The 26,783-nt window shown below is 40.2% G+C and carries 23 protein-coding genes; 7 read left to right on the plus strand and 16 right to left on the minus strand.

All coding sequences use genetic code 11. From position 1 onward, the window contains the following. Positions 1–28: 28 nt before the first annotated feature. From trpS to CH352_RS16760, 7 genes are all read right to left on the minus strand, one after another. A complete protein-coding gene (gene trpS / locus CH352_RS16730; protein WP_100705183.1) occupies positions 29–1,009 on the minus strand; it encodes a tryptophan--tRNA ligase in 981 nt (326 codons plus the stop codon). Continuing rightward, positions 1,006–2,835 (minus strand): hypothetical protein, encoded by a 1,830-nt coding sequence (locus CH352_RS16735; RefSeq protein ID WP_100705184.1) that lies wholly within the window; start codon positions 2,833–2,835, stop codon positions 1,006–1,008. Before CH352_RS16735 ends, trpS begins: the two co-directional genes overlap by 4 nt. A 2-nt stretch (positions 2,836–2,837) precedes the next feature. Further along, on the minus strand, positions 2,838–3,428 hold the full coding sequence (locus CH352_RS16740) for a LolA family protein (RefSeq protein ID WP_100705185.1): 591 nt from the start codon (positions 3,426–3,428) through the stop codon (positions 2,838–2,840). Between the two features lie 32 nt (positions 3,429–3,460). Then, positions 3,461–4,420, minus strand: coding sequence for an electron transfer flavoprotein subunit alpha/FixB family protein (locus CH352_RS16745; RefSeq protein ID WP_100705186.1), 960 nt, complete (start codon positions 4,418–4,420; stop codon positions 3,461–3,463). An 11-nt stretch (positions 4,421–4,431) separates the two neighbouring features. Then, positions 4,432–5,193, minus strand: a complete 762-nt coding sequence (locus tag CH352_RS16750) for an electron transfer flavoprotein subunit beta/FixA family protein (protein WP_020769329.1) — start codon at positions 5,191–5,193, stop codon at positions 4,432–4,434. Between the two features lie 96 nt (positions 5,194–5,289). Beyond that, the gene (locus CH352_RS16755; protein WP_100705187.1) at positions 5,290–5,586 is read right to left on the minus strand and encodes an LIC10362 family protein; all 297 of its coding nucleotides are present in this window, start codon (positions 5,584–5,586) and stop codon (positions 5,290–5,292) included. A 12-nt stretch (positions 5,587–5,598) separates the two neighbouring features. Beyond that, complete coding sequence (locus CH352_RS16760) at positions 5,599–8,040, minus strand: glycosyltransferase family 39 protein (RefSeq protein ID WP_100705188.1); 2,442 nt, start codon at positions 8,038–8,040, stop codon at positions 5,599–5,601. A 154-nt stretch (positions 8,041–8,194) separates the two neighbouring features. Here CH352_RS16760 and CH352_RS16765 point away from each other — a divergent pair, with 154 nt between their 5' ends. From CH352_RS16765 to CH352_RS16780, 4 genes are all read left to right on the plus strand, one after another. Continuing rightward, positions 8,195–9,382 (plus strand): acyl-CoA dehydrogenase family protein, encoded by a 1,188-nt coding sequence (locus CH352_RS16765; protein WP_100705189.1) that lies wholly within the window; start codon positions 8,195–8,197, stop codon positions 9,380–9,382. Positions 9,383–9,529: 147 nt separating this feature from the next. Then, entirely contained in the window at positions 9,530–10,615 is a 1,086-nt protein-coding gene (locus tag CH352_RS16770) for an LIC_10091 family lipoprotein (RefSeq protein WP_100705190.1), read from the plus strand. Then, positions 10,612–11,718, plus strand: coding sequence for a CapA family protein (locus CH352_RS16775; RefSeq protein WP_100705191.1), 1,107 nt, complete (start codon positions 10,612–10,614; stop codon positions 11,716–11,718). The genes CH352_RS16770 and CH352_RS16775 overlap by 4 nt, the downstream gene beginning before the upstream one ends. A 134-nt stretch (positions 11,719–11,852) precedes the next feature. Continuing rightward, positions 11,853–12,956: an alkene reductase gene (locus CH352_RS16780; protein ID WP_100705192.1), complete on the plus strand. Its 1,104-nt coding sequence runs from the start codon at positions 11,853–11,855 to the stop codon at positions 12,954–12,956. Positions 12,957–13,005: 49 nt separating this feature from the next. Here the strand turns inward: CH352_RS16780 and CH352_RS16785 are convergent, their stop codons facing one another. From CH352_RS16785 to CH352_RS16805, 5 genes are all read right to left on the minus strand, one after another. Further along, positions 13,006–14,091 (minus strand): SH3 domain-containing protein, encoded by a 1,086-nt coding sequence (locus CH352_RS16785; protein ID WP_100705193.1) that lies wholly within the window; start codon positions 14,089–14,091, stop codon positions 13,006–13,008. 35 nt (positions 14,092–14,126) lie between these two features. Continuing rightward, a complete protein-coding gene (locus CH352_RS16790; RefSeq protein WP_100705194.1) occupies positions 14,127–14,654 on the minus strand; it encodes an LIC10415 family protein in 528 nt (175 codons plus the stop codon). A 212-nt stretch (positions 14,655–14,866) separates the two neighbouring features. After that, positions 14,867–15,739, minus strand: coding sequence for an efflux RND transporter periplasmic adaptor subunit (locus CH352_RS16795; RefSeq protein ID WP_100705195.1), 873 nt, complete (start codon positions 15,737–15,739; stop codon positions 14,867–14,869). A gap of 3 nt (positions 15,740–15,742) precedes the next feature. Further along, positions 15,743–18,085 carry an ABC transporter permease gene (locus CH352_RS16800; protein ID WP_100733520.1) on the minus strand — a complete coding sequence of 781 codons (2,343 nt, stop codon included), beginning with the start codon at positions 18,083–18,085 and terminating at the stop codon, positions 15,743–15,745. Next, positions 18,079–18,810 carry an ABC transporter ATP-binding protein gene (locus tag CH352_RS16805; RefSeq protein WP_100705197.1) on the minus strand — a complete coding sequence of 244 codons (732 nt, stop codon included), beginning with the start codon at positions 18,808–18,810 and terminating at the stop codon, positions 18,079–18,081. The genes CH352_RS16800 and CH352_RS16805 overlap by 7 nt, the downstream gene beginning before the upstream one ends. A gap of 324 nt (positions 18,811–19,134) precedes the next feature. Here CH352_RS16805 and CH352_RS16810 point away from each other — a divergent pair, with 324 nt between their 5' ends. Continuing rightward, positions 19,135–19,656: a hypothetical protein gene (locus tag CH352_RS16810; protein WP_100705198.1), complete on the plus strand. Its 522-nt coding sequence runs from the start codon at positions 19,135–19,137 to the stop codon at positions 19,654–19,656. Between the two features lie 77 nt (positions 19,657–19,733). Here the strand turns inward: CH352_RS16810 and CH352_RS16815 are convergent, their stop codons facing one another. Beyond that, complete coding sequence (locus CH352_RS16815) at positions 19,734–20,894, minus strand: LptF/LptG family permease (protein WP_100705199.1); 1,161 nt, start codon at positions 20,892–20,894, stop codon at positions 19,734–19,736. Positions 20,895–20,996: 102 nt separating this feature from the next. Between CH352_RS16815 and CH352_RS16820 the strand changes: the two genes are divergently transcribed. Together CH352_RS16820 and CH352_RS16825 are read left to right on the plus strand one after the other, a co-directional pair. Then, positions 20,997–21,470 (plus strand): HEAT repeat domain-containing protein, encoded by a 474-nt coding sequence (locus CH352_RS16820; protein WP_100705200.1) that lies wholly within the window; start codon positions 20,997–20,999, stop codon positions 21,468–21,470. A gap of 10 nt (positions 21,471–21,480) precedes the next feature. Beyond that, positions 21,481–22,242 carry a HesA/MoeB/ThiF family protein gene (locus CH352_RS16825; protein ID WP_100705201.1) on the plus strand — a complete coding sequence of 254 codons (762 nt, stop codon included), beginning with the start codon at positions 21,481–21,483 and terminating at the stop codon, positions 22,240–22,242. A 41-nt stretch (positions 22,243–22,283) separates the two neighbouring features. On the opposite strand, the gene CH352_RS16830 is transcribed toward CH352_RS16825, so the two are convergent. The 3 genes from CH352_RS16830 to CH352_RS16840 form a co-directional block, all read right to left on the minus strand. After that, on the minus strand, positions 22,284–23,612 hold the full coding sequence (locus CH352_RS16830; RefSeq protein ID WP_100705202.1) for an LA_0442/LA_0875 N-terminal domain-containing protein: 1,329 nt from the start codon (positions 23,610–23,612) through the stop codon (positions 22,284–22,286). 225 nt (positions 23,613–23,837) lie between these two features. Continuing rightward, positions 23,838–24,881, minus strand: coding sequence for a tetraacyldisaccharide 4'-kinase (lpxK, locus tag CH352_RS16835; RefSeq protein WP_100705203.1), 1,044 nt, complete (start codon positions 24,879–24,881; stop codon positions 23,838–23,840). 9 nt (positions 24,882–24,890) lie between these two features. Beyond that, positions 24,891–26,774 carry an ABC transporter ATP-binding protein gene (locus CH352_RS16840; RefSeq protein ID WP_165780134.1) on the minus strand — a complete coding sequence of 628 codons (1,884 nt, stop codon included), beginning with the start codon at positions 26,772–26,774 and terminating at the stop codon, positions 24,891–24,893. Positions 26,775–26,783: the final 9 nt, after the last annotated feature.

The raw sequence follows: 26,783 nt of genomic DNA on the forward strand, positions 1-26,783 counted from the left end.
ATTTGGATTAGAGAATAGGGATCTAAATTTAAACCGAAACTTTTGAGATCCCGATCCCGAGTTTTCCTCTTACGTTATCCAAGATTTGGGAAGAAGCTGCTCTTGCTTTGTCTGATCCTTTTTTCATAACGGATCTTACATAAGCAGGATCTGCGGCGATCTTTTCTCTTTCTTTTCGATAAGGTCCGAAATATTCTAAGACAGTTTCCAATAGTGCTTTTTTGAGATCTCCATAACCGGTTCCTGGGTTTGTAAATCTGGACTGAAGGTCTTTTTTTTCGGATTCGTTTAAGAAGAGAGAATGGATCGCGTATATTATACTTTTCTCATAATCCTTGGACTCATCCACTCCTGCAGAATCCGTGAGGATTCCCATTACGGATTTTTTTAATTTCTTCTCATCGTCGAAAAAGTTGATCGTGTTTCCGTAAGACTTTGACATTTTCGCTCCGTCCACTCCTGGAACGATCGCAGTCTCTTCGTCTATTTCAGGTTCAGGAAGTTTGAAGGTCTCTCCGTACTGGGAGTTGAACTTCTCCGCAATATCTCTTGCATATTCTAAATGTTGTTTTTGGTCTTTTCCTACAGGCACCTTATCGCTATTAAACGCGAGAATGTCTGCTGCCATTAATACAGGATAAAAGAAAAGTCCTCCACTTGGAACGATCCCTTTTGCGACCTTATCTTTGTAAGAATGCGCCAATTCCAATTTAGGAACAGTGATAGACATACTTAGATACCAAGTAAGTTCAGTGACTTCGGGAACTTCTGATTGGATCCAGAACGCACATTTATCAGGATCGATCCCTAATGCTAAAAAATCGCAAACGGCATCGTAAGTATTTTCTGTTTGGTTTTTTGCGGAACTGAAAGTGGTTAATGCGTGCAGATCCGCCACGAAACAGAATAGGTCGGACTTGTTTTGGTAATCGACTAACTTGCGTATAACGGAGAAGTAATTTCCTAAATGTAATTTACCAGAAGGCTGTACTCCGGTCAATATCCTCATTGTTCCTCCGAGGAAGCGAATCGGTTTTGTGGATCGTCGAAAGTTTTTCCGGAAAGACGTTCATATTCTGCTTTTAAAGCACTAAGTTCTGCATCCAACTTTCTGTGAGCGGTCAGTTTGTTTACTGTAAACTTGTCTTTATAGATGACCGCATAGTTAAATAGTAACTGGGCCATATCCACAAAAACATATTCTAAAGTTTTACTATTCAAACGGTTTCCGGAAACCATCGTAGAATCATAATATGGAAGAAATCTATGAAGGACTTTCACTTCTTCTAACACTTTTTCTTTGGAAGCTAAAACTCTTTCGTTCAACTGCCCTTTGGCTTCGTAATCCTTTGCCAATAAATGGTTTTCGACCAATACGTTGATCTTCTCTGCGAATTTTCCCATGAAGGCAGAAGCTTCTGAAAGTAATCTTAATAGATTTACCGTGATCTGATCTTCAACCGAGCCACCTGAAGTGTTTTGGTTAAAATTGGAGAATGTATACTGGAAGCTAGGATACTTCTTATTGAATGCATCCAATTGTCTGAGAAGATTATTGATCTCTTCTATCTCAGCTTTGAATAAGCCGGGTTGAGTTACCAATACATCTCTATTATGGTTTTTGGTCCCTATCTTGACTGTCCCTTCTAAAAGAGGAGTGTAACAAGATTGAAAGTCGCGGAGAAGGATATGGATCAGTTTATGAGGCATTCCTTTGTAAGAGGACTTGAACGCGGCAGAGTTCATATTTTCCGGCATATGATGAGCGAAATAATCGTCCACAACCCCGTTCAAGAAGTCGAAAGAGATCTTTCCGTTATCGTCTATTTTGAAATAACGTTGTCTTAGGCCGTGTAATTCTTCTTTCTTATTCATTCTGGTCAAAATATCATCCGATAGTTTGATCAATGTTGTTTCTACTTCTTTGGTGATGTCGGGAGATCCTTGGAATTTGGTCTCATTTATCGGAGGAACATTCAAAGAATCTAATATTTCTTCCCAGCTAATTACTTTTTTGTTGGAGACAACATAGAATGCGCGGATCGCATCTGTAAGTTTAGGCCTTCCGTTTTCCAGATTTAATCCGTAATTTAATCCGGAGATGATGGAAGGAAGTTTTACGGATAATTTTTCGTCCTTCTTCACTAACTCCGGAACGTGGCCTAGAATAATATCTCTGGCGTCGCTTCTGGAAAGATGTCGCGCATAATACATCTGCATCTTCAAAGATCTATTCAAGAAGATCTCCGGAGAAATTTCATCGATAAAGAGTGAATCTAATGAGATGAAATTATTAAAGAATTTGTTAAAATTTAAGACCACATTATAAACTAAGGGTCTCCAATGCCTCCAGCCTTGACTTTCTGCAAGTCTTAGGGCCTGTAATGTGGAGATGATCTGGTCTTCTTTTAATGCTTTAAATAATCTTTCGACGGATGGAGCGATCTTGGAATTTCTTCCTAAGAAGCCTACTTCCACTGTTCCAGTGTCTTTTGCAAATTTTGTAATATTCGCATTTCCACCGAAAAGGTTAGCTAGAAATCCTAAACCTGGTCCAGCGTCAGGTTGTTTCTTAACAGGCTTAGGCGCTGTTTTGGAAGAAGAGGAAGATTGAGATGCTTTTGAGGACTTGTCCTCTTCTTCCGGTCTTTTGCCTGATTCTTCTTTCTTCTTTTGTTCGAACTCTTCGTCGACTTTTTTCATCAAGTCGATACGAATGAATATATCATTCGATTTTTGTATGACTTCGTCTATCTTCTGTTGGTGTTCCGGAGAACGTGTCTTTCGATAGAGGTCTGCGAAGACCTTATGGGCGTCTGTGCGAGAAGTAGACAAACTTATTCCCTCTCGTTAAGCGGGTTCTCCACAATTTGCGCGTTTGCAGGTGCTCCGAAATTGAAGAGAGACGCAGGTAAACCGATACCGGTTTGGACTCCGGAAAAACTTACGGAGGTATATTCTCCAGTGGATCTGCTCTTCATTCTGAGAGAACGAGGAGTGTTATCCGGACCTAAAGTAACTACGATCTCTTCGTAAGTCCTAGTTGCGGATTTTAGTCGAAGTGAACCTCCCACTGGAGTCACTTCTTCGTATCCGGAGAGTAGGCCGGCCATTCCACCGGTCATACCTTTTACGTCTTGTTTTCCTACAATTCCTCTGGAAGGGGAATAAAACCAAAGATATCTTCCGTTGGAGGCAATAACCCTTCCGTCGGAAAATTTTACATGTATATGATTTGGTCTTTGATAAGAGAGAGTTCCGGTGAGTTCGTTATTAATCGTAATACTCGCCCGAAAACTAGAAATTTCGGCCATCTTTCCGATGACGCCGCTTAACCTTTCCTTGCCAGGATCGGATAAAATAGAAGTGCCGCAGACCAGTAGAGCTGCGGCACCCAAAAAGGATAATATACCCTTGGATGAAGCCATAATCGTTCCTACTATGGCTTCATTAGACGAAATTATCCAAGTACTTTTTTAAACTCGTCGGTCAGAGCCGGCACGACTTCGAAAAGATCTCCTACAACTCCGTAGGTTGCCACTTTGAAGATCGGAGCGTCTCCGTCCTTGTTAATCGCCACGATATACTTGGAAGAGCCCATTCCGGCCAAGTGCTGGATCGCTCCGGAAATTCCGCATGCGATATAGCAGTTCGGGGAAACGGTTTTACCAGTTTGACCCACTTGATGGCTATGAGAAATCCAACCTGCATCGACCGCTGCACGAGAAGCTCCTAAAGCTGCGCCTAAAACGTCCGCCAAACCTTGGAGAACAGGCCAGTTTTCAGGTCCTTTAATTCCGCGTCCGCCAGATACGATGATGGAAGCTTCTGCCAATTGAACTTTGTTCCCGCCGCTTAGATCGGAAGAAACGATTTTAACTTTCGCGTCTCCTGCGGATGGACTTGCAGCTTCAGCAGCTCCTGCTCCAGCTTTTTGTACTACTTCTTGAGAGTTTGGACGAACAGTGAAAATAGCGATTGGGCTGGTAACTTTGAAATTACCGTATGCTTTTCCGGAGTAGATTGGCTTCTTAGCTACTACTTTTCCGCCGTCTACAGAAAGACCTACTGCGTCCGCTACGATCCCTGCTCCTACTTTTACAGCTACTCTTGGAGAATAATCTTTTCCTTGAGAAGTGTGAGGAACTAGAACTACGGAAGGATTTTTATCCTTAATAACTCCGGCTACTAAATTCGCCCAAGTTTCCGCGTTGAAGTCTCCTGCATTTACAGTAACTATGCTGTCTGCTCCGACTGCTCCCAGGTCTCCTGCGAATTTTTCAACTCCGGATCCAATGAGAAGAGCGGTAACTTTTCCTCCGAGTGCGTCCGCAATTTTGCGGCCGGCGGAAGTGATTTCTCTGGAGATCTTCTTGAGTTCTCCGTCTTTGAGTTCGCCTACGATTAAAACGTTGCTCACGGGTGTTCTCCTTAGATAACCTTAGCTTCTTCGCGAAGAGCTTTTACTAATTGTTCAGCGTAACCTTTCGCATCAGCCGCTTCTAACTTGCGACCAGGAATACGAGGTGGAGGCGGCTCCAGGCCCACTACTTCAATCTTGCTTGCAGGATTTCCTAAATCTGCTGGCGTTTTGGTTTCGATAGGCTTCTTCTTAGCAGCCATCAAACCTTTCAAGTTAGGATAACGAGGTTCGTTTAATCCTTTTTGAGCAGTAATCGCTACAGGCAGGCTGGTTTCCACAACTTGGGTTCCACCTTCTACCTCTTTAGTAGCTTTTACGGAAGTTCCGCTGATCTCTAAACTAACTGCGAAAGAAATATGAGCGATTCCGAGTCCTTCTGCGACTTGGATCACTACTTGGGAACTATCGCTATCGATAGATTGGCGTCCGCCGATGATGATGTCTGCATTTTCAGCTTTCGCGAAATTTGCGATCAGTTCTGCGGTTAAGACGGTGTCGAAAGGAACGTAATTGTCCACTTTGATCTGAACGGCACGGTCCGCTCCCATTGCGTATGCTTGGCGTAAAGACTCTTGAACGCGATCTGGTCCTAGAGAGACTGCAATAACCTCTCCACCATTTTTCTCGCGCAATCTAAGTCCTTCTTCAATTGCGAATTCGTCGTACGGAGAGATAATCCATTTTATTCCGGCTTCATTGATGGACTTGTCCCCGACTTTGATATTCGTTTCGGTGTCAGGCACCTGTTTCACTAAAACGATGATCTTCATGAACTTTCGTTCTCCAAATAAATAGGGCTATAAACACGAAATTTCTGAAAAGCTTGAATGCAAACTACTTTTTTGCACGTATTCGGGAAATCTCGCCTATCGAAACAGAATGAGTGTTCTGCTCCAAAAATAGATCCAAAATAATCCTAAAATGATAACCAACACATTTGCGTCCGATTTAAGGAAGAAGGTTAGGCCCCAAAAAAAAGGTAAAAGGAAAAAGCTGATTAGGAATAAGAACCAGATCCAAGACTTTCCGCTAAAAGGGGTAGCGAACGAAGCCTCGATCTCTGCGCGGATCTCTTCTAAATTTACGGGAAATTTTCCTATATTGCGTATCCCGAGAACCAAAGCGAGAAGGCAAATTAAAGTTAATACGACAGAATACAGCATGTTTATCCTCGTTCAGGGAATTCTAGATAATTGCAGGGATTTAAGAACTGCTTGTTTGTCCTTTTTGGTATGGAACCTGATCTGCACATCGTCTGTTTCCGGGTTTTCCACAGAGAATTCGATGCTCATCTTCTGATCATCTCCAATGCCCGAGGATTCCGGAAAAATTACGGAAGAAGATTGGTTGGCAGTTACACTGAAAGTCGCTTGGGTTAAGGATTCTCCTTCGAATTCCACTCGAAACTTTCCTTTAGGATCTTTTGAAATATAATAATCGTAACCTTTTAATTCTTCATAAGCATTCAGTTGGTTCTTGCGTTCCGACCGTACTGTCTTTAGCATATAAGCAAATTGAGAAGGATCTAAAGAAACGGATCTCTTTGCGGGAGTAGAAGCCTTAGGACTTAGTCCTAATTTATAAACGTGTAAGAAGGTTCCTCTATATAGGAGTATATCCGGATAACGATTCACAGTATCCAAAGGATAATTTCCTTCTAGGTGGATCGTATCTACTTTTTCTATAGTAATAGGACCGCCTTCTAAATTAGCATCCTCGTCGATCAAATATACATTCCAACCTAATTCAATTAGTTGGCTTGCCTTTTCTAAAAAAGGACGGGTCTTGTGGATAAGATAAGTATCTCTTCCACTTAGATAACGAAGTGGGCTCGCAAGATCTTGTTTTTTAGTAAAATAAATCGCCTTCTCATTTGGAAGGGAAACTGAAAGTCTTTCGAATTCTTCCGAATAACCAGATAACATTCTTTCAAAGAATATTAATCTATCTCTATTATAAAGATGATATATATAGCCTGCGATGACCAAAGCAATCAGAGCGGATTTAATTGCCTGTTTTCTAATTGGTAAAGAATAAAGTCCAATGACTCCCATGATACATGCAAAAGGAATAGGAAATAATACCCAACGCCTGGAAGCCCAGAAATGATCCGGATAAATACTCGGATCGTAAAAATAAACAAAAGAGAGGAGAGAGCCTAATGACAAAAATACAAGAGAACCAGAAGATTTTTTCCGGAAGACTAATAGATCGTATCCTCCAATTCCGAGTAACACTAGGGACAAAGGAACATATAATAAAAAGAATAAGAATCCGTTCTTTCTAAAATATGCAAAATCATTAATGACTTCCGAATTACTCAGTGACGGGCGGATGGAATATCCAAATGTAATTAGCAAAAATAAAGAAAGAGCAAATAAGATCCTTAGGGTTTTCCTATTTCTTAAGATCAGATTCCTGGCTGTTTCGACTAATGCTTTCCCTATTTTCAAGTTGGCAAAAAACAAAAGGGTAAATAGAACTAAAGAAGAAGTAACGCAGAGTAAGGTAAGTTTAAGCAACTGATTACTTTTCCAAAGATCAACCATGTACGATTTTGAATTGATATATCCATACAGAACGCCTAAGATCGAGACTGTCGAATATCCAAACAAAAAATTAAATCCTTTCCAAAGGGACTTCTTTCGTAAGAATAATAAATAACCTACGAAGATCACGATTGCCGGAAAATAAATTAAACTGTCGATCCTATTGAAGCTACTTAATCCTAAGATGCCTCCTGCAAAGAACATCCACCCATTATTTTTCCGGAAAAAATAAAGAGCTAAATACGAGGAAAATAAGATCAGCATTTGCCCTAATGGTTCTGATAGGGTCGCCCTAACGTTCCAGAGTTGGGCAGGATTGAATGCGCAGAAAAGGACTGCGACCAACGCTCCCCAGGACCCTATCCATTTTTTCACGATCAGAAAGATGATGACTAAGGACAATACTCCGAAGATCGAATTTACTCGGAACATTGCATCCAATCCGAATAGATCCGCAGATAGGGCTAAATAAGTGGGAAAGAGTGGATAGAAGCGGGGAGAAAGAGAACCGATAGGAACCGACGGATCCTGGGGAGAATGATCGGAATGGATTGCAGGATAACCATAAATAATGTTATCCCCTAAAACCTGGGTCAGGTCCTGGTAGCGAAAATCATCAAAGTTCAGCCCGCCTGTTTTTTGGATCTTACTTCCAAAAACCACATACACTCCGTGGTCCCTATCTCCCTTGATATACTCGATTGGAAAAAGAGAATACATTGCTCCTGCACTCAAAAGTAACAAAGCCAGAATGATGTTAGTGACTAAACTTTTTGAACTGTCCCAACCTGAAAGTGGGTTCAATCTAATATCAATTTTGCGAAAGAATATATATCCAGCGAATGATCCGGAGATTAAAAGTTGGATTAAGACAACAGAAAGGATTTTGTAAGATTCAAAAGAAACTAAAAGAAGAGCAATGGACCCCACTACTAAAATGGAGAGGGTAAAAGCGACTAAGTTTCTGGATAATGGTTGTGGAAGTCCTTTTTTATGAAGAATGACCGATATAAAATAAGTATTTAGGATGATGCCTAAAAAAAATAAGAAATTTACCAAGGAAACCACTGCCTAATACGAAATAATATCTTATCCTCGATTTGTAAAGCTTGTATTTAAAGATCGAGATTTAGGTCTTCTTAAATATAGTTAAGCTCAGTAACTCGGTTGCAATTTACAGTGGGTCCAAAATACTTAAGTTGAAACTGAATAGGGCATTAGAATGAAGGGAATCCAAGAAAAAAAAATAGATCTATATAATCCAACGGATGATCATCTTTCCTTAAGGGAGAATGTAAACGCTTTTGCAAAAGAGAATTTGGATCTGCAAGCAAAGGATCATGATGACGAGGAATCCTTTAATAAGGATCTATTCCGTCGATTAGGAGCAGAATTAGGAATATTCGGAGTCACTGTTCCTCAAGAAGATGGGGGAATGGGATTAGACCCTGTTGCAAGTGTGATTATCCACGAAGAATTCTCCGCTTACGATCCTGGATTTACTCTATCATATTTAGCTCATGAAGTACTTTTCGTAAACAATTTCTATCATAGCGGTAATCCTTCCCAAAGAGCTAAATACATGCCTAAGGTTCTCTCCGGCGAATGGATCGGCGGAATGGGAATGACAGAACCAGGAGCAGGAACAGACGTTCTTGGAATGGCAACCGTCGCTACTCGCAAGGGCGATAAATTCGTGTTAAACGGTAGAAAGCAATTTATCACAAATGGGATCGTAGGTCAGGTCTTCTTAGTATATGCAAAAACTAGCAAAGACTCTCGTAGAACCACTTCGTTTATCGTAGAGAGTTCTTATCCCGGATTTAGTTTCGGCAAAAAAGAAGAGAAGATGGGAATGAGATCCTCTCCTACTACCCAGCTGATCTTCGAGAACATGGAAGTTCCTGCGGAAAATTTAATCGGTGCCGAAGATGGGGCCCTAACTCATATGATGAGAAATCTGGAGATTGAAAGAGTAACTCTCGCTGCTCAATCTTTAGGGATAGCTAAACGTTGTATAGATGTGATGTGCGAATATTCTATCCTGCATAGAGAAGCTTTTGATAAGAAGCTGATAGAATTCGGACAGATCCAAAGATTGCTCGCCGAGTCTTATGCGGATTATCAAGCTGCACGCGCATTGGTATATGACGTTGCTTCTAAGATCCATCCTGAAAATCGCAACTCGCTCGGAGCCGCTTCTGCAAAACTTGTATCTACTCAAATGGCGGAAAGAGTTTCTAGGAACGCAATCCAAGTGTTGGGTGGTTATGGATATTGTAGAGAATATCCTGTAGAAAGATTACATAGAGATGCGATCTTACTTTCTATCGGTGGCGGAACAAACGAAGCAATGCAAAAGAATATAGCTGCTGATTTGAAGAAGCTATACGCTACCTCAGGAATGTAGCCGAATATTTTCAGATTCTGTCCGGTCTTCATCTTCTTGAAAGAAGACCGGCTTTGTATCCTTACTCCAGTAAAGTTCTTCCCGTATAAGGGCCGTTTAATAAGTTCTGTATGCAAGGGTATTAGTACCCAGGGGATGCAGGATTTCATGAGAAAAAAAGGGCCTAGTATGGTCGTTTTACACAAAAATAAAAAGAATCTATTCTTAACGGCATTATTCATTTGCTCGGTTTTCTACCTTATAGATTGTTCCACCGGCCAAGGCCAAGGAGATCATTCCGTTTTTGGAAGAAAGGCTTCCTTAACTAGAGAAGGATTACAACTTTCAGCAATCGATACTCCTCCAGCAGATCGTCATCTTCATGCAGAACATTATCCTTCTTCTAACGAAAGGAGATTGGACCTGTTTAAATCCAGGGTAGTGGGTTTAGGCGGTGGATATATGGGAGTTGGAACAGATCAGAATCTAACTTTGATCGCTTGGGCAAGAAGCGAATTCGCTTATCTTTTCGATTTTGATCCGGTAACGGTTTCTATCAATCGTTTACATCTTCATTTTATAGAAATTTCCCCTACTTATCCGGAATACGAAAAACTTTGGGATCCTAAGAATAAGAACGATGTTCTTTCTATTATAGAAAAGAGATTTTCGAATGATCCGGAATATCAAGTAATTCTAAAGTCGTATCAAATCGCGCTCAGAAAAGGAGCAGTTCCTCAACGTTTAGGAGATTTGCATAAGATCTCTAAAGTATATCCTGAGTTTACTTCCTTTCATAATGATACAAAGGATTATGATTATTTAAGAAATCTGGTATTAGATGGAAAAATAATCGCGATCGACGGGAATTTATTGGGCGATAAGACCATAAATTCTATTTCTGAAAAGGCCAAAGAGTTGGAGATCCCGATCCGTATTTTATATACTTCTAATGCGGAAGAATATTTTAGATATCCGGAAGGAATGAGAAAGAATTTTCTGAATTTATACGGAGATTCTAAAAGTATCGTGATCCGTACGGTCACAAAAGGTGCTAAGGTATACGGATTTCCTGATGGAGAAATGTTTCCTGTAGCGTTCCCTTTCCATTATAATATCCAATCTTTGGATAACCTGAAGACTTGGCTGACAAAAGAAAATGTTCTATATACAACGATACTTCTTCGGAATCGTAAGCCGATTGAAAAAGGATTCTCTTTAATCGAAGCATTACCTCCGGAACCTAAAAAATGATCCGAAGCTGTATCTTTTGTTTAGGGATTGCGTTTTTTGCAGTTCCTTGTTCTTCTCAGAACGTTAAATCTGGATCTCCCACTGACGCAGTTAGAATTGTAGCAGTGGGAGATATCATGTCTCACCAAACTCAGATTGATACAGCTTATGATAAAGAATGTGATTGTTGGAAATTCGACGAGGTATTCCAAGAAGTATCTTCCATGATCTCTGAAGCAGATCTTGCAGTTGGAAATTTGGAAACTACTCTTCCTGGAGATCCAAAACATTATACCGGTTATCCTCAGTTCGGAGCCCCGGACTCTCTTGCTAAAGCGATCAAGGACATCGGCTTCGATGTACTTTCCACTGCTAATAACCATTCCTGTGATAAGGGCAAGTTGGGAGTTGTAAGGACTCTATCTGTATTAGATCAATTAGGTCTAAAACATTTAGGGACTTACAAGGATAAAGAAGAATATGAGAAAAATAGAATATTATTCGTTTCTGTGGGAAATCTGAATCTTGCATTTTTGGATTATACTTATGGAACCAATGGTTTGGAAATCCCTGCTGGAACAGTAATAAACCTGATAGATAAAGACCAGATCGCTTCCGATATAGCTCTGGCAAAAAAATCCAAACCGGATGCAATTATCGTAATGTATCATTACGGAACAGAATATCTGCACCAGCCGGATCCTTTCCAAGTGGAAATGGTAGACCATGCATTTTCTTCCGGAGCGGATATTGTGCTCGGAGGACATCCTCACACTCTCCAGAAGTTCGGCAAAAAAACGATAAAGGATAAATTCGGGATCTCAAAAGAGAGATTTTATATTTATTCTTTGGGTAATTTTATCTCCGGGCAGGATAGACGTTATGTGGATGGCGGGCTTATTCTAAAATTCTCCTTATCTAAGGAAAATGATAAATTAAATATTTTTGATATAGCTTACGAACCGGTTTGGGTTTATATAGACAGGTCAGGATCGAGGGCCCAGTTCAGATTATTGCCTGTTAAAAAATATTTAAACAATGATCAAGATAGAAAACTTCCTGAAACTTCTTACCAAAGAATGAAACAATTCTACAAAGACACTGTAGATCTACTCGGTCCTTAATTAGGATCGCTGGCCGACGGCTGAACTTAGGTCGGCGGGAAATCCCGGCGCCTTCTTCTTATCTTTTCTCTATTGCTTTATATAAAAAAGGTTTACTCATGAAGTATTTTCCTGTCTAAGATCTGAGGAAAGAAATGAATCTATTATTTACCGAATATACATTAGGAAAAAATAAGCTAAAAAACAGAGCGGTTATGGCTCCCATGACCCGATCCAGAGCGATCGGAAATATTCCGAACGATTTGATGGCGGAATATTATTCCCAAAGAGCAAGTGCCGGTCTATTGATTACGGAAGGCGTTTCTCTTTCTCCTAATGGCTTAGGATATGCAAGGATCCCTGGAATTTTTTCGGAAGAGCAAGTTCAAGGCTGGAAGAAGGTAACGGAAGAAGTGCATGCTAAACAAGGAAGAATATTCATGCAGCTCATGCATTCCGGAAGAGTAGGGAATTATCTTAATCTACCGAAAGGTGCGGAAGTGATAGGACCTTCTGCGATTGGACTGAAAGGAACTATATGGACTGATGCAGAAGGTATGCAGTCTTATTCTTCTCCGAGAGAAATGAATTCAAAAGACATCCAAGTTGCGATCCGTGAATATGTGAATGCTGCGGAGAATGCGATCAAAGCGGGATTCGATGGAGTAGAGCTTCATGGTGCCAACGGATATTTGATAGAACAATTTTTGCATCCAAGTGCAAACCATCGAAACGATGAATACGGCGGAGATTGGAAGAAAAGAAATAGATTCGCTGTGGAAGTTGCTACTGCAGTTGTGGACGCGATAGGTGCAGACAAAGTAGGGATCAGACTTTCTCCTTACGGCGTATTCAACGATTTAGAAATTCATAATGAAATAGAAGAACAATACAAGGATCTGGCTACGTCCTTAGGAAAACTAGGACTAGTTTACATCCATATCGTGGATCATTCTTCTATGGGAGCTCCAAAACCGACTGCTTCTGTGGTTGCTTTGATCAGAGAATCATATAAATCCCAAAATCCGAATGGAGCTTATATTCTTTCAGGGGGATATGATCCGGAACGTGCGGATTCCGATCTGAAAGAAAAGAATGCGGATTTGATCGCATTCGGACGTAACTTTCTTTCTAATCCGGATTTAGTCGACAGATTGGAGAAGGGGATCCCTCTTGCAGAGCCGGACGCTTCTACTTTCTATACTCCTGGTGAAAAAGGATATACTGATTATCCTGTGGCAACACTTTCTAAGGTTTAAAGAAATCTAAAACCCCGCCGTTTGTTAGAGCGGCGGGAACAGAAGAATGTTAACAGGCGTCTCCTGCACCTCTTAATAATAATTGCAAGGTACCGTTCTTCAATTCATACAAAGATTTAATGGAAGAGTCGTAGCCTATATCAGTAAATAATAATATAGGGACCGGATCTTCTTCTCTATAGATGACTCCGATCAAATGATAGGAACCACCGTAAAATCCCACTTCTTCCGTTAACTTTTCGGACTTTTCGTAAGAGATCAAAACCCTATCCGTTCCGAATTTGCGTCCAAGTAGATAGAGATATCTTCTTTCAGCGCCTTTTTTATGATACACGATCCTTCCGGACAGAAAGGTTTCCTTTTTACTATTTTTGAAAGAATATACTTCTTCCATAGTGGAATGAAGCCATTCCGTTTCAGGATATCCTCTTGCTTTCCAAGTGGTTTCCGCTAAGTTTTTAAAAAGAGTATAATCTGTATCCGTTTTGGATAACTCTTGAAGTGGAATGGATTGTAGTCCTAGATCAGGAGAATATACCAGCCAATCTTTTTTGGCTTTCACATCTCCTGCCGGTTTAACTTTTAAAGCTGGAAGCGATTGGCATCCATATGTAGTAGGCGAGGCCGCGGAAAAAGAGGGACCCTTGTCTCCTTCTAATAATGAAAAAGAAGGAAGAGAAGTATTCACACCACTTCTGAATTTATAATCGAATTCGTATTCGTCTTTTGCTTCTTGCCAACCTTTTTGACTGAAAAATGCAAGAGGAACAAAGGTTGGAAGATCTTTTGGATCATATCCGGACCAAACGAATCCAATCAATTTGTATTCGTCCAACGTGTCCGGAGGTGTGAGTCCTAAATATTTTCTGGAAACAAAACCTGTTCTACCATCTTCCGTTTTGATCTTGCTCCAATCGATTGGGCCTTTTGTTTCGTCAGGAAGGATTTTAACTTTGTTTCCCCTGTTTAATGTGAAGAGGATCTTTCCATTCTCAGGAGTTTCTCTAACGTTTAACACTCCGGATGTGATTAGAACATAATGATATGGATCTGAGGTCTGAGCGACCAAAGAAAGATACAATGGGGGTAGAAGTAAGAGTAATAAAATCCGGAATTTAAACGCCATTGCAGCCACAGCATCGTTTTAAGATCCGGGCTCGCAAGAGCTTTTTAATCTTGGATCAGTCTTTCTATCGTTTTCTCGGATAGCTGTTTCATCTGAATATCTTTGCCGGAAAGGTTCTCTATTGATTTCCGGAAATTTTCAGGGTTCTTAAGCATTCCGACGGAGAGCACATTCTCGGATTCCACTTCGTATTTGCGGATAGAATCCATCAGTTGGTCCTTTTTCACTTGGACCTGCTCTTTCAATTGGTTTAGATCCTGATTTGGATTTTCTACCAATTCTCTGAACAAAGGAGTTTCGCCGAAAAGAATATTGATTAGATCATCTTTAGGCGTGCTCTTAGCTTCGCTCAGTACTCCGAGTTTCATTTGTTCTTTAGAAAGTTGTTCTTGGAGATTTCCCAAGGTTTCTTGAACTTTCAAGTATCTAGTAGTTAAGCTACTAGAAAACTCGGTTTTGTCGGCTGCGTTTTGGGCTTCCGAGGGCACTCCCGTTTTTCCTGGAACGGAAGATCTCTTGTCGCGGAGAAGTTTCTCTGCTGATGAGACTAGATTCGTAAGTTGAACGTCCATGTTCTTTACCCTCCTTTCGGTGTAATCCTGGCGACCTCTGGAAAATCGGTAGATAAATCCGATTCTTCATTTTCCGAAGAGTTTATGTCGCATCTAAGCGGTTACTCCCTAGGCATATCTGTACTAAGTATCGGTCAAACTTTAGAGAACCAATGAATTTTTTTCAAAAAATTCAGTTTTTTCGGAAAAAAATCCGAATAGGTTATATTGGGTTATTTTACCCTTTTTCCGTTCTGTATCTCTTCGGTAGGATATAAAACCACTTCGTCTCCTTCTTGTAGACCTTCCGTTAAAAGGGAAGACTTTCCGCTTCTTGCTTCGATCTTCACGTTAGTCTTCTGCGCCTTACCTTTTACCACTTTGAAGACCGCCCAGTTTTCTCCTTCCCTGAACAGCGCGGCTGTTGGGAGGATTAGCACGTTATCTTTGCTAAAGGATACTATTTTGGCCTGGACCCGGAAAGAATCTCCCATCTGAGAAGGGGGAGCTATATCTATGATTGTCCTGACCCTTTGTTCTTCCACTCCTAAGGAGGAAATTTTAGTGAAGGCCGCAGGTTCTATCAGTTTGACTTTTCCTTGGAAAGGTTCTCCTCCCCATCCTTCAATCAAAACAGGATCTCCCGGATGAATATGGGTACTATCTTGGGTAAGCACGTCGCATACGATCTCAAGGGAAGAAGTATTACCGATGTCTAGGATAGGCGCCCCCATGGAGATAGGGCCTTCACTTTCTCTTTGTATGGACAGAATACTTCCTGAAATCGGGGACTTTACTTTTCTATCATAATCCCAGCGTACGATTGCAACGGTCTCTCCCTTATCTACTTTTTCTCCCACGTGTTTTTCTAATCTTTGCAGTACTCCATTTACAGGAGAGAAAAGGGTAAATTTTTCTTTTACTCTTGTTGTACCTTCTTCTTCCACGATTTGTCTGTAAGTTCCTTTCTCTACCTTTCCTATGTCCACTTGTAGCGGTTTGGGTCGTAAGATCCACCAGCCTAAAAGTAGTAGCAAAATTCCGGCAATAGAGAGGCGGGCGATCTTATTGGAATATAAGTTTAACAGAATTTCCTTAAGTTGCATTTTTTATTCTCTTACCTTTAATATGGAGATCAGATCCAATGATCTTATTTTGATGTATAGTATCCAGAAACTAAATACAGAGGTAGTCAGTACAGTAAAGACTGAAATTACGTACGTTTTTGGAGAAACGTATAAAGGGATCTTAAATCCTTCTGTTTCCACCGTGTTTAAGATCCCATATCCGGAAAAATAACCGAGCAAACATCCGAGAGGCAAGGACGCTAGAATTACAATAGTCAATTCTCCGGATAATATTATAAAAACTTCCGTTTTGGTAAAACCTAAGATCCTCAAACTACCCAATTCGAAGGCTCTTTCGGAAAGTGAGATCAAAGCGGTATTATAGACCACTCCTACGGAAATAATACATGCAAAAATCATTATGATCAATGAAGTCGTTAATGTGCTTCGCGACATTAGTTCATAAAATATTTTTAAGGTCCTTGCTCGCGTAGATACTCCCGAGATCTTCGGATAGGATTTTAATTCATTCAATAAGGCTTCTTCTTTGGAGGAGTCCGTCCAAAGTGCGGCAATATTTACCTGATCTCCTTCTCTTAATAATCTGTTTAAGGATTGGATCTCCTTGTAGGCTCCTTGTCCTAAGATTTCATTGATGATCCCGGTTACTTCTACTTCCGTTTTGATCCTTTGTCCTTCCAATACTTCCAGTTGTATTTTATCTCCTTTACGGATCCCGAACTTTTCCGCCAAACCGGAATTTAAGAGAATGCCATCCTCCGGAACCGGGACATTTTGCCCTTGTTCGTTAATCAATCTTCTAAGGGAGGAATTTTCGGGCATCCCTGTTAGAACGATCTCTTTACTTGAATTTCCATAACGGATACGGATCGGTACGGATCTATATCCTTCTGCCAATAGGACCCCTTCCTTATTCGTTAATTCCAAAATGGAATCTGACGAGATTGAATTTTGGAAATTTAATGTAACTGTGTCCCTTTGCAAATCTTCGAATTGTATTTTTAGGATCGAGTTCATCGTGTCTCTAGAGAACAAGCCGAGGACCATGATCATTACGGAAGAAGAAACTCCTAATACGAATAATAAGGTCCTTCCAGGTCTTCTGATCAGGTTTCGTATGGCGATCCTATAAATTACCGGAAGATCCTTCCAATATTCTTCTAGGAAACTTTTGGAGAAGTTTTCCGGAGAAGGAGGTCTCATCGCTTGGGCAGGCTGAAGAGAAGTTGCCTTACGGATCGACAACAAAGATCCGGCCATCCCTGAAACTATGCCGATCAATACTGCTTGGATCGCTAATCTAGGGTCGAATAGGAATTTTAGATTCGGAAATTTATAATAATCTCCGTATAGCCCTACCATTTTTGTTCCCAAGTAATATCCGAATATAATTCCCAAAAGAGAACCTATGATGCATATAAATAATATTATCTTTAAATAATGGAAGGCGATACTTCTATCTCCGTATCCGAGCGCCTTTAAAGTGGCGATCTGTTCTCTTTGTTTGGATATCATTCTGGAAGAGACTATATGAAGAAGGAAGGCTGCTACTCCCAAAAATACCATTGGAATGGAATATGCAGTCGTTTTTAATTGTTTGAATTCGTCTCGAAGAAAGGAGTGAGATGGAAGTTTGTCCCTATCGTAAGAGCCTAAGCCTCCGAATGAGGTCAATTTTAGATCCACTTCTTTGAGGACTGAGTTTTTTTCGGCATTAGGAGCAAAGTCGAATACGATATCGTTTACCGCCCCGTTCATGTCGAAGATCTCTTCTACACTTTCCTTTTTCATCCATAGGATCCCATAATGTTTGTCATCCGGTAGAAATCCGCCTGGGCGAAAAACGTACACGTATTCCGGGGAAAGTGCGATCCCTGAGACGGTCAGTATTTTTTTCTTTCCTTCTAAAACTGCAGTGAGTTTGGAACCGGGTTCCAATCGATTTGCCAAGGAGAATGCTTCACTGATCACAGTTTCGTCTTTTTCTCGAGGCAATCTTCCTTGTAATAATGCCAAACGGTTTAAACCTTCCGTTAAGGTGACTATTCTTCCTCCACTCGGAATTGATTCGGATTCAAAATCCAAAACTATATCTTCAATGATACTTCCTTCCGCATATGAAACTCCCGGTACTTTAGAAATATCTAAAATTATAGATTTGGGTGCTTTGTGGAGAGAAACGAATCCTTGGGAAAGCGAATATTCCGCGTAAAAATTATTTCTGGAAACCAGGAGGGAATCGTAGGCACTTAAGGAAGTTAGATACACCGCGATCCCGGATGCAATCACTAATGTGATAGTCAAAGCCTGGGACTTCCATGCTAATAATTCCCGAAGGGCTTTTTTGTCTAGGACCTTTACCAATGAAGACTCTCAGTAGAGGTTTTATGTAGATTCGGTTTATCCGATACTATCGATCCGTCCCTCATTTCTACGACTCTATCTGCGATGGAAGAGATGCTAACATTATGTGTGATTATGATTGTCGTCGTGCCTAACTCTTTGTTGATCTTAGAGATCGCATCCAATACGATCTTTCCTGTTTTGAAATCCAGGGCACCTGTAGGTTCGTCGCAGAGAAGTATTTCGGGTCGTTTGACTATGGCTCTTGCAATTGCGACCCTTTGTTGTTCCCCTCCGGAAAGTTGAGAAGGAAAATGATCTTTTCTATCCGTTAGGCCAACCAATTCCAACGCTTCAGAAGGAGACATTGGATTATCCGAGATATCCGTAACAAGTTTTACATTCTCTTCTGCAGTCAGGCTCGGGATCAAATTATAAAATTGGAATACGAATCCAACGTATTTTCTTCTGAACTCGGTAAGATCCTCATTTTGACCCACTTGTAAAGGCTTATTATTGAAAAGTATTTCTCCGGAACTAGGAGAATCCAATCCTCCTAATATGTTTAGGAGGGTGGATTTTCCGCTGCCGCTTGGGCCTAATAGAACTGAAAATTCGGACCTGAAAAATCGGACATTGATATCATTTAAAGCTGGAACCTTCACTTGGCCCATATCGTAAATTTTGCCTAGTTTTACGGTTTCAAAGACCGGATCTTTCGAATCGTTTTTTCCGGATTTTTTCATAAAGGGATCATTTATACCTAATGGTCTAAGTAAAATAAAATTTTCAGGGACAAGGTTGATCTATGTTAATATTTTTTAAAGTTTATATCTACGAGTAAAGTAGGATTGTCAGTCCTTTTTTCAGAAAGTAATTTATCCTTTTTTTAGAGATTTGAGACTATTCGATCCAAAAAAAATTAGATCAGAACTTGAAAACTTTGCAAAAACAAACTCGACCTTTCCACAGGAAGCGTTGACTAAACGCTACTATATCTTTAACATGCAATAAATTATTCACCGTCGAAAATCATTTCGGCGAACGAATAGGTTTCACGGAGTTTAGGAATGAAAAAGAAAAATGTATTTAGAGTGATCGCGATCGTTGCGTTTTATCTCAGTTTGTTGCCGGTAGGTTTATTTGCGGAAGAGGATGATCATTATATTCAACCGGACGATTATTTCGTTTCCAGGGAAGAATATAATGATCAAACTTATATCAACGTATATCTCGCCAAAGAAATGACTCCTGCTTCTGCCACCAAAACAAAAGGGGAAGGGGAATTTATGCAAGTCACGGACGGTAAAAAATATTGGACCAAAAACTTTTACATTACCCGAATCGCCACCGACAAAGACCTGAAGTTGGGAGTTAAAGTGATCATATTCGACAGAAGTAACGAAGACGGATACAGAGCCCCCGAATCAAAGGAAGAAGCTAGAACGGAGAATTGGTTCATGGCAAAGATCACGGATACTTCTGATTTGTTCAAAGGGATCGTAACCGTTTCCGGAGGATATAAGATCCTGAAGAACAACTTAAGAGTGATTATACCAAAAGCGACTGTTACGCCTAAAGGTGGAAAATAATATTCAAAAAACTGAATTTTCTTTTTATAAGAAAAGTTCCGAAAGCCTCCGGTTATAGGAGGCTTTTTTATTTCAGTTCAGACTTTTAACCTTTTGTAAATTACGTATAGTCCGGATAAAAAGAGTATCGGTGTGATCCAACTCGCGAGCCAGATTGGGATCACTTCGTTTTCTCCCAATGATTTGAAAGAAGGATCCATGACCATATAAAGAAGAGCTACTCCGATACTAACGCCAAGAGAAGAAACGATCGCCATTCTTTTAGTAAAAAATCCACTGGCACATCCTACCAAGGTCAATACCACGATCAGTAATGGTTCTGCAAATAACGTATGTTTTGCAATGTCGACGTCCCCGTAAGATAAACCTTTACGGATCCGGTTTTCTTTTTCTTCAGAAAGTTCGAAGAAGTTCATCTCTTCCACGGAACCTTTTAACTTTTTAAAATATTCGGGCTTTTCCGGAAGTTTGTATTCCTTCTCCGCAAATTTTTGCACGGAGACTACCTGTAGATCGTCGTCGAACTTGGTCTCTTCTACACCTTTTAAGATCCAAACTTCTTTTTGGTAATTGAACTTTGCTCTTTGAGCTACCAAAAGATAATCAGGAGTTTGTTCCTGTGTCAGGCAGATGTAATTGAATCCACCTTTGATCTCTTCTTCTTTGGTGTCGTAATAGTAGATATAATAAAAACCTTCTTGCCCCTTGAAATGTTTTTGGTAGACCACACCGACTAAAGTGTTTTGGTCTCCTTCTTTTAACATTTTATGTTCTTCATTTGCTCTTGCGTTTAACGGAGCTACAACTGTTTGTTTTAAGAAGAATGCTGCGAACCAAAGAACACAACTGAATGCTACGATCGGAGCTACAATTCTTCTGAAAGAGATCCCGGCGGCCATCATTGCCACCAATTCTTTGTTCGCAGAAAACTGTCCCACAGTGAAAGATACGGAAAATAGTATGGCGATGTTCAAGATATACTGGATGAGCATCTGAGGGAGGCGGAATAGAATGAAAAGCCAGCCGTGGATCTTTCCGCCTTTGGAGGAAGCCATGTCTCCTTTGATATCGCTGTAAGAAGACATGAGTGCCAGAAATCCTAAAGTGATTAAAGCCCCGATAAATATTTTTATGAATTCGGAGAATACGTACTTATCCAAGATCCTAGGAGGGAAAAATTCCTCCTTAATTCTATGGATCCATTCTTTGGGACGGATTTCTGGAAGACTGAATTGCATTCCGAATCCATCATCAAAAGGCCGAGCGATTCCTACGAACCATTTATTTGAGTTGACGATCTTGGCTCCCGAGGGAAGATTCCTCGGTTACAGGAGGAGATCATGAAAAAAAGCGCCATTACGCTCGCAATACTCGCCACTCTTATTTTTACCGTTTCGGTTTCTGCCGAAAAAAGCACGGAAGATCATATCAAGGCACTTTCCAGCGGATCCGATCAGGAAAAAATCGAAGCTTCCCTTTATTTGGGAGATAAAAAGGAAAAATCCGCGATTCCGGAATTGATCAACCTTCTGAACCGTTCCAATGATCCTAAAGTTGCCGTTCCTGCTGGGATTGCTTTGGGTCAAATCGGAGAAGCCGGTGATTCTACTATCGCTCTAAAAAACAAAGTGATCAGCTCTGATAACGGAGATATCGTTTACACTGCTCTTGTTTCGATCCTGAATATCGTGATCAAAAATGAGAAAGCGGAAGACGCTGCAAAAGAAGCTGTTGAATTTGCCGATAAAAACCGCAGATCAGATGAGTTTGTTTCCGATTTCTTAAACGTTCTCACTAAAAAGTTAAAGGGTTAATCCTTTTTCGGTGTTGAGTCCGGAGGAACTGAGTCGTTATTCTCGGAATATTCTTCTAAACGAAGTTAAGCGTAGCGGTCAGGAAAAACTCAAAAAATCCGTAGTAACGGTAATAGGAGCCGGGGGTCTTGGATCTCCGGCTTTGTTGTATTTAGGTGCAGCCGGAGTAGGAAATATCCGCATCATAGACTCCGATATAGTCGAAACCACCAATCTACAAAGACAAATCATATTCAAACATTCTGATATAGGAAGGTCCAAGTCGGAAGCTTCTTCAGAAAATCTTAGATCCCTAAATCCTTATATAAGTGTGGAAAGTATACAGGCTAGACTAAATAAGGAGAACGCCAAAGATCTACTAAGCGGATCCGATTTGGTCTTGGAAGGTTCCGATAATTTCGATACTAAGTTTCTTACGAATGATATTTGTGTAGGAGAGAAAATCCCTTTTGTCTCTGCGGGAGTTCTTCGGTTTGAAGGAATGGTGATGGGAGTTCGCCCTGGAAAGGACGCATGTTTTAGATGTGTCTATGAAAATCCTCCACCTTTGGAACATGTGCCTTCATGTGCGGATGCAGGAGTGATAGGCAGTATGGCAGGGATGATAGGAACCATCCAGGCCACAGAAAGTATTCAATTTTTATTAAATGATTTCGAAAGAGATGCAGGTTTGTTCGGTAGAATTTTACAAGTAGATTCCAAATCCATGGAATTCAGAACAATCTCTACAGTCAGACGTAAAGATTGCATCGTATGCGGCTCGCTTCACTGAGTTTCGTTCTAGATAAAACATTTCAGGGAAATTAAACGATTTTATTTGTTAAAGTCGTACGAGTAAGTTGCACCAATTTGTATTGTGGTTGCTTTTGTTTCTTTGAGTGCTCCTGGGCCTACAAGAGATTCGAAGAGTAATTTTCCTAGTACGTAATTTTGTGGGTCTGCTCCTGAACCCTCATTGCCTACGTTCAATGCGGTTGAGGAAATTGTATAAGTCCAGCTCAGACTATTTAAACCCATCCAAAAGCTGACTCCGTATTTCCAAGGATATAAAAATTTCAGATCGATGATCGCTCCCTTTGCGACCCATTTATTGTATACGTCTATGTCTTCCGCTTGGGTCTGAGCACTTGCAGGTGCGTAAGCATTCAGTTGTCGATCGTATGTTCCGTATCCTTTCATTTGAAGAATATGTAATCCTGTGCGAATCTCAAATTTTTCGAATTTTATATCGTATTGTACCCCATAGGAGAAACCTTTTAAACCTTCTGCAACAGAAGTGGGATCGGTTCCGAAATATTGATCAGTAAATAATGGAGCAACTCCCGCTCCGAACGCTAAAGAATTTGAATTCTCCGTCTTTGTCCAGAACTGATGGTATCCGATCACAGGACGGATATCGTATTTAGGATGTGGATATACAGAGTAGGAAAAGTTTCCATAAACATGTTTCATGGAAACATCATAGTTGCCATGGATTAATTTCGGGAATGTTCCGCTGGTCGGACCATCTATTCCGATAATATTTTGGGTCGCAGTAGATGCTACGGAACTTGCACCTAGTTCTCCCACGAATCTATTCCAAGAATATCTAACTTCGAAAGATTTGGCTTTGCCGCTTTTCGGTTTTGGTTCTATTGGGTATTCAAATTTACCACTATCTTGGCCTAAGCTACTTCCGATCGCGATCACATTATCATAAAAATTAGCACCTTGGAAATTGACGGTTCCTGATCCAGTTCCTAAGAAAATATCAATACGGTTTCGTTTTGCTTCTTCGATCTGTTTTTTTCTTTTTTCTGCCTTCTCGTCTAGGACGGCTTGTTTTTTGGAATCTTCTTCTTGTTGTTTTGTGATTTCTTCCGGCGTAGGTGTAGGAGGTCCAACGGGAGTTTTGTCTTTAGGTTCCGGAGTTTTTGCTTCTTTAAACGCAACTCGTTTGACATCTTGTTTTGAAATTTCTTTTGTGGAGCCGTCAGGTAGTTTGATTACAATCTTGAATGCTGTTTGGGAAATGATCTCTGCGGTAATCACTCTTCCATCTTTCATATAGATGACCTGATCGTTTGGATGGATGGAAGTCAGGGATAAGACCATACATCCGAAGAAGATTGCCGCTTTAATTTTATTTTTAAGTCTTCTCATTTCCTATCCAGGTCCCATTCAGTTTTGAATTCTAGGAAAGAATCCTTAGGAGGAAAACAAGATTCAAGCAATAAATTGACATGTCTTAGAACTAAGGAGACTTATCTTATAACAAATACTACACTAATAAGAAATATTTCGGTCCATAATTTTCCCGCAGATAGAAATAAAGGAGTAAGGAACCTTGCTATTTTTTGAGAAAGAAAAAAGTCTTTTTATTCCGTTTTAGATGAAGCTACGGATGGATTTTATTAGCTCGGATTCGTTTTCCAGAATGGTTTCTAATCTGAGATAAAACCAATTAGAAGAATTCTTATCAGTTCCGATAAGAGAAGAGATCTTCACTCCGTCTTTTTCTGTGCATACGATATAGTTTTTGTCAGGAGCTTTTTCAGAGATTTGAATTAGATCTTCTTTTGTATAAGAATAATGATCTGGATAGGATTTTGTTTTTAGCTCGGATGGGTTTTGGTCTTTTAAAGAAGAATAAAACGAACCCGGATTTCCTAAGCCTGCAAAGGCAAATACAGATTTTCCGGTTAATTCTTTTACAGAAATTTCGGATGATCCGAAGGAAAGTGGAACTAACTTCTGAGGGAAAAATCTAAATCTTAAAGTTTGAGAAGGTCTATATTTTTTGATCCATTTAGAAAGTGAATCTTCATATTCTTCTGAAAACTTGGAAGCAACCAAGAAATTTGCCCTGGATACTGAAGCATAAGATTCTCTTAATAAACCCATAGGAAGTACGAATTCTTTTTTAGAAAGTTTGGTACAATCCAATAAAACTAGGTCCAAATCTCTGTTTAAGGCATGGTGTTGGAATCCATCATCCAATAATGCAAATACCTTTTGATCATTCGCTAATTTGTTCTCAGATCTGAATTGTAGATAAGAATCGTATCGATTGCTTCCCACATACACTTCCGCAAAAGGAAGATTCTTTTTTAAAAGAAGAGGTTCGTCTCCAATTTCTGCGGGAGAAGAATTTTCACTGACTTTTCTGGTTCCTGCTCCGGAAGAACCATAACCTCTGCTTAAAATTACGATTGGGATATTCGGGAAATTAGAATGGAGTAATTTTGCTAGATGTAATGTGAAAGGTGTTTTGCCAGTTCCTCCTACACTGAAATTTCCTATGCTGATTGTAACGGATGAAGGAAGAGTTCTTTTTTTCTTAAAACTTCTGTCTAAAAAAAATAAGATCTTATAGATCTGACTGAGTATAAATAAGATCGGAAAAAATAGGATCTTTCCAAAAGAAATCATCTTCTTTTCTTAAACCGGAGATTCTGCGAATTGCATCTCGTATAATTTCTTATACTTTCCATCTAAGCGGATCAATTCCGAATGAGATCCTGATTCTACCACTTTTCCGCCTTCCATCGTAAAGATAGTATCGGCGATCTGAACTGTAGAAAGTCTGTGAGCGATGATGATAACAGTTCTGTTTTTATATAAGGATTCGAGCGCTTGTTGGACCACTCTTTCAGATTCGGTGTCCAATGCAGAAGTAGCCTCATCCAAGATCAGGATTTCAGGATTATTCAATAATGCTCTTGCGATGGAGATCCTTTGTCTTTGGCCTCCGGATAACATTACTCCTCTTTCACCCACTACTGTGTCGAAACCGTCTTCGAAAGATAAAATAAAGTCGGTTGCAAATGCGAGTTCTGAAACTTCTCTCATTCTTTCTTCTGTAACGTTTTCAGTTCCGTAGCAGATATTCTCTCTAATACTTCCGTTGAATAGGAATACTTGTTGGTTTACGATGGAGATCTTTTTTCTTAAAGATGCCAGATCCAAATTTCTGAGATCAGTTCCATCCCAAGTAATAGAACCTTCGCTAGGATCAATCAGTCTTGGAACAAGATCTACTAGCGTGGATTTTCCGGCACCGGAAGAACCGACTAACGCAACTGTGGAGCCTTTTTGTATGGAAAGATTCAGATCTGATAACGCGGAATTTTTCGCTCCTGGATAAGTATATCCTACTGAATCAAATTTTAATTCTTTAGAAAGTCTCTTTGGATAAATAGGGTTCGGAGGATTTTTTACATCCGTTTCGCTATCCAACATTTCGAAAACTCTGGTCCCTGCAGCCACTGCGCTTTGGATGGAGTTGGATAACATTCCCATCTGTTTGAAAGGCCTAGTTAAAAATACCAAAGTTAGGAAGAAGATCATAAAATGACCTAAGGTTAATTTTTGGAGTTCGATCAAGTAAGCGCCGAAAGCCAAAAATATCACCGCAACTATAGAGCTGGAAAGTTCCACCAAAGAAGGACCTATTTGATGATAGAAATGTCCTTTGAATGTTTTGTCGGAAAGATCGTTATTGATCTCCCAAAATCTTCCAGCTTCCGTTTTTTCCATGGAGAATGCGCGGATGACTCTGATACCAGAGATGACTTCTTGTAAATGACCGTTTAATGAAGATAATCTTTCTTGTTGGTTGCGAGTCGCTTTTCTAATCCTATCCGCGAAAGAAGTTACTGGGCCCATGATCAAAGGCACTACAACTAAAACTGCGATGAACATTTCCCAACTTAAGAAAAGAAGAATCAGCAAATGTGTGATGATATAGAAAAAATCTACGATAGCATCTTTCAGATCTGAGCTAATTATTTTTGCTAGAACTTCTACATCGTTAACGATGCGACTCATGAAGATCCCTGTCTTCTCTTGTACGAAATGATTGAGCGGAAGTTCTTGTGCCTTAGAATAAAGTTCTAATCGCAAATCTCGGACTGCTAGGTAACCACCCGAGTTGATACAGTACACTGCGCCCGTTAAAAATAAGAGTTTTGCTAGATAGATGGGAAAAATGAATAAACAAAAAAGTAAAATAAGTTGGTCTTTAGGAAGAGTGGTTAGATAAAAGTTAGTCTTGATTTTTATATCTGCGACTAGGGCTTCTATCTTTTGGATTGCTTCTAATTCTTTTCCTTCTTCCCGTTCTTTTATTGCGATACTTTCTTTTTTGGTGAGTGAAATTTGAAAGTCTGCTTTTCCGCCTTTTCCGATCGCGTTGAAAATCGGGATAACGCTAGTGAGAGAGGCTCCATTGAGTATGGATACAAAAAAGGATAGTACGATCCCGGTGATTAATCTGTATTTATACTTGAAGGAATACCCCAAGAGGCGTCTATAGACGTTCATAGGTCCGGA

This window comes from Leptospira hartskeerlii (assembly GCF_002811475.1).
Taxonomy (GTDB): Bacteria; Spirochaetota; Leptospiria; order Leptospirales; family Leptospiraceae; genus Leptospira_B; species Leptospira_B hartskeerlii.

What these genes read in the sequence shown, in the direction of transcription:
- CH352_RS16755 (WP_100705187.1), bottom strand. Translation starts at nt 5,586, where the DNA reads ATGCTGTATTCTGTCGTATTAACTTTAATTTGCCTTCTCGCTTTGGTT.
- lpxK (WP_100705203.1), bottom strand. Translation starts at nt 24,881, where the DNA reads ATGATTTCTTTTGGAAAGATCCTATTTTTTCCGATCTTATTTATACTC.
- CH352_RS16775 (WP_100705191.1), top strand. Translation starts at nt 10,612, where the DNA reads ATGATCCGAAGCTGTATCTTTTGTTTAGGGATTGCGTTTTTTGCAGTT.
- CH352_RS16795 (WP_100705195.1), bottom strand. Translation starts at nt 15,739, where the DNA reads ATGCAACTTAAGGAAATTCTGTTAAACTTATATTCCAATAAGATCGCC.
- CH352_RS16790 (WP_100705194.1), bottom strand. Translation starts at nt 14,654, where the DNA reads ATGGACGTTCAACTTACGAATCTAGTCTCATCAGCAGAGAAACTTCTC.
- CH352_RS16830 (WP_100705202.1), bottom strand. Translation starts at nt 23,612, where the DNA reads ATGAGAAGACTTAAAAATAAAATTAAAGCGGCAATCTTCTTCGGATGT.
- CH352_RS16810 (WP_100705198.1), top strand. Translation starts at nt 19,135, where the DNA reads ATGAAAAAGAAAAATGTATTTAGAGTGATCGCGATCGTTGCGTTTTAT.
- trpS (WP_100705183.1), bottom strand. Translation starts at nt 1,009, where the DNA reads ATGAGGATATTGACCGGAGTACAGCCTTCTGGTAAATTACATTTAGGA.
- CH352_RS16840 (WP_165780134.1), bottom strand. Translation starts at nt 26,774, where the DNA reads ATGAACGTCTATAGACGCCTCTTGGGGTATTCCTTCAAGTATAAATAC.
- CH352_RS16750 (WP_020769329.1), bottom strand. Translation starts at nt 5,193, where the DNA reads ATGAAGATCATCGTTTTAGTGAAACAGGTGCCTGACACCGAAACGAAT.
- CH352_RS16815 (WP_100705199.1), bottom strand. Translation starts at nt 20,894, where the DNA reads ATGCAATTCAGTCTTCCAGAAATCCGTCCCAAAGAATGGATCCATAGA.
- CH352_RS16780 (WP_100705192.1), top strand. Translation starts at nt 11,853, where the DNA reads ATGAATCTATTATTTACCGAATATACATTAGGAAAAAATAAGCTAAAA.
- CH352_RS16820 (WP_100705200.1), top strand. Translation starts at nt 20,997, where the DNA reads ATGAAAAAAAGCGCCATTACGCTCGCAATACTCGCCACTCTTATTTTT.
- CH352_RS16805 (WP_100705197.1), bottom strand. Translation starts at nt 18,810, where the DNA reads ATGAAAAAATCCGGAAAAAACGATTCGAAAGATCCGGTCTTTGAAACC.
- CH352_RS16770 (WP_100705190.1), top strand. Translation starts at nt 9,530, where the DNA reads ATGAGAAAAAAAGGGCCTAGTATGGTCGTTTTACACAAAAATAAAAAG.
- CH352_RS16765 (WP_100705189.1), top strand. Translation starts at nt 8,195, where the DNA reads ATGAAGGGAATCCAAGAAAAAAAAATAGATCTATATAATCCAACGGAT.
- CH352_RS16740 (WP_100705185.1), bottom strand. Translation starts at nt 3,428, where the DNA reads ATGGCTTCATCCAAGGGTATATTATCCTTTTTGGGTGCCGCAGCTCTA.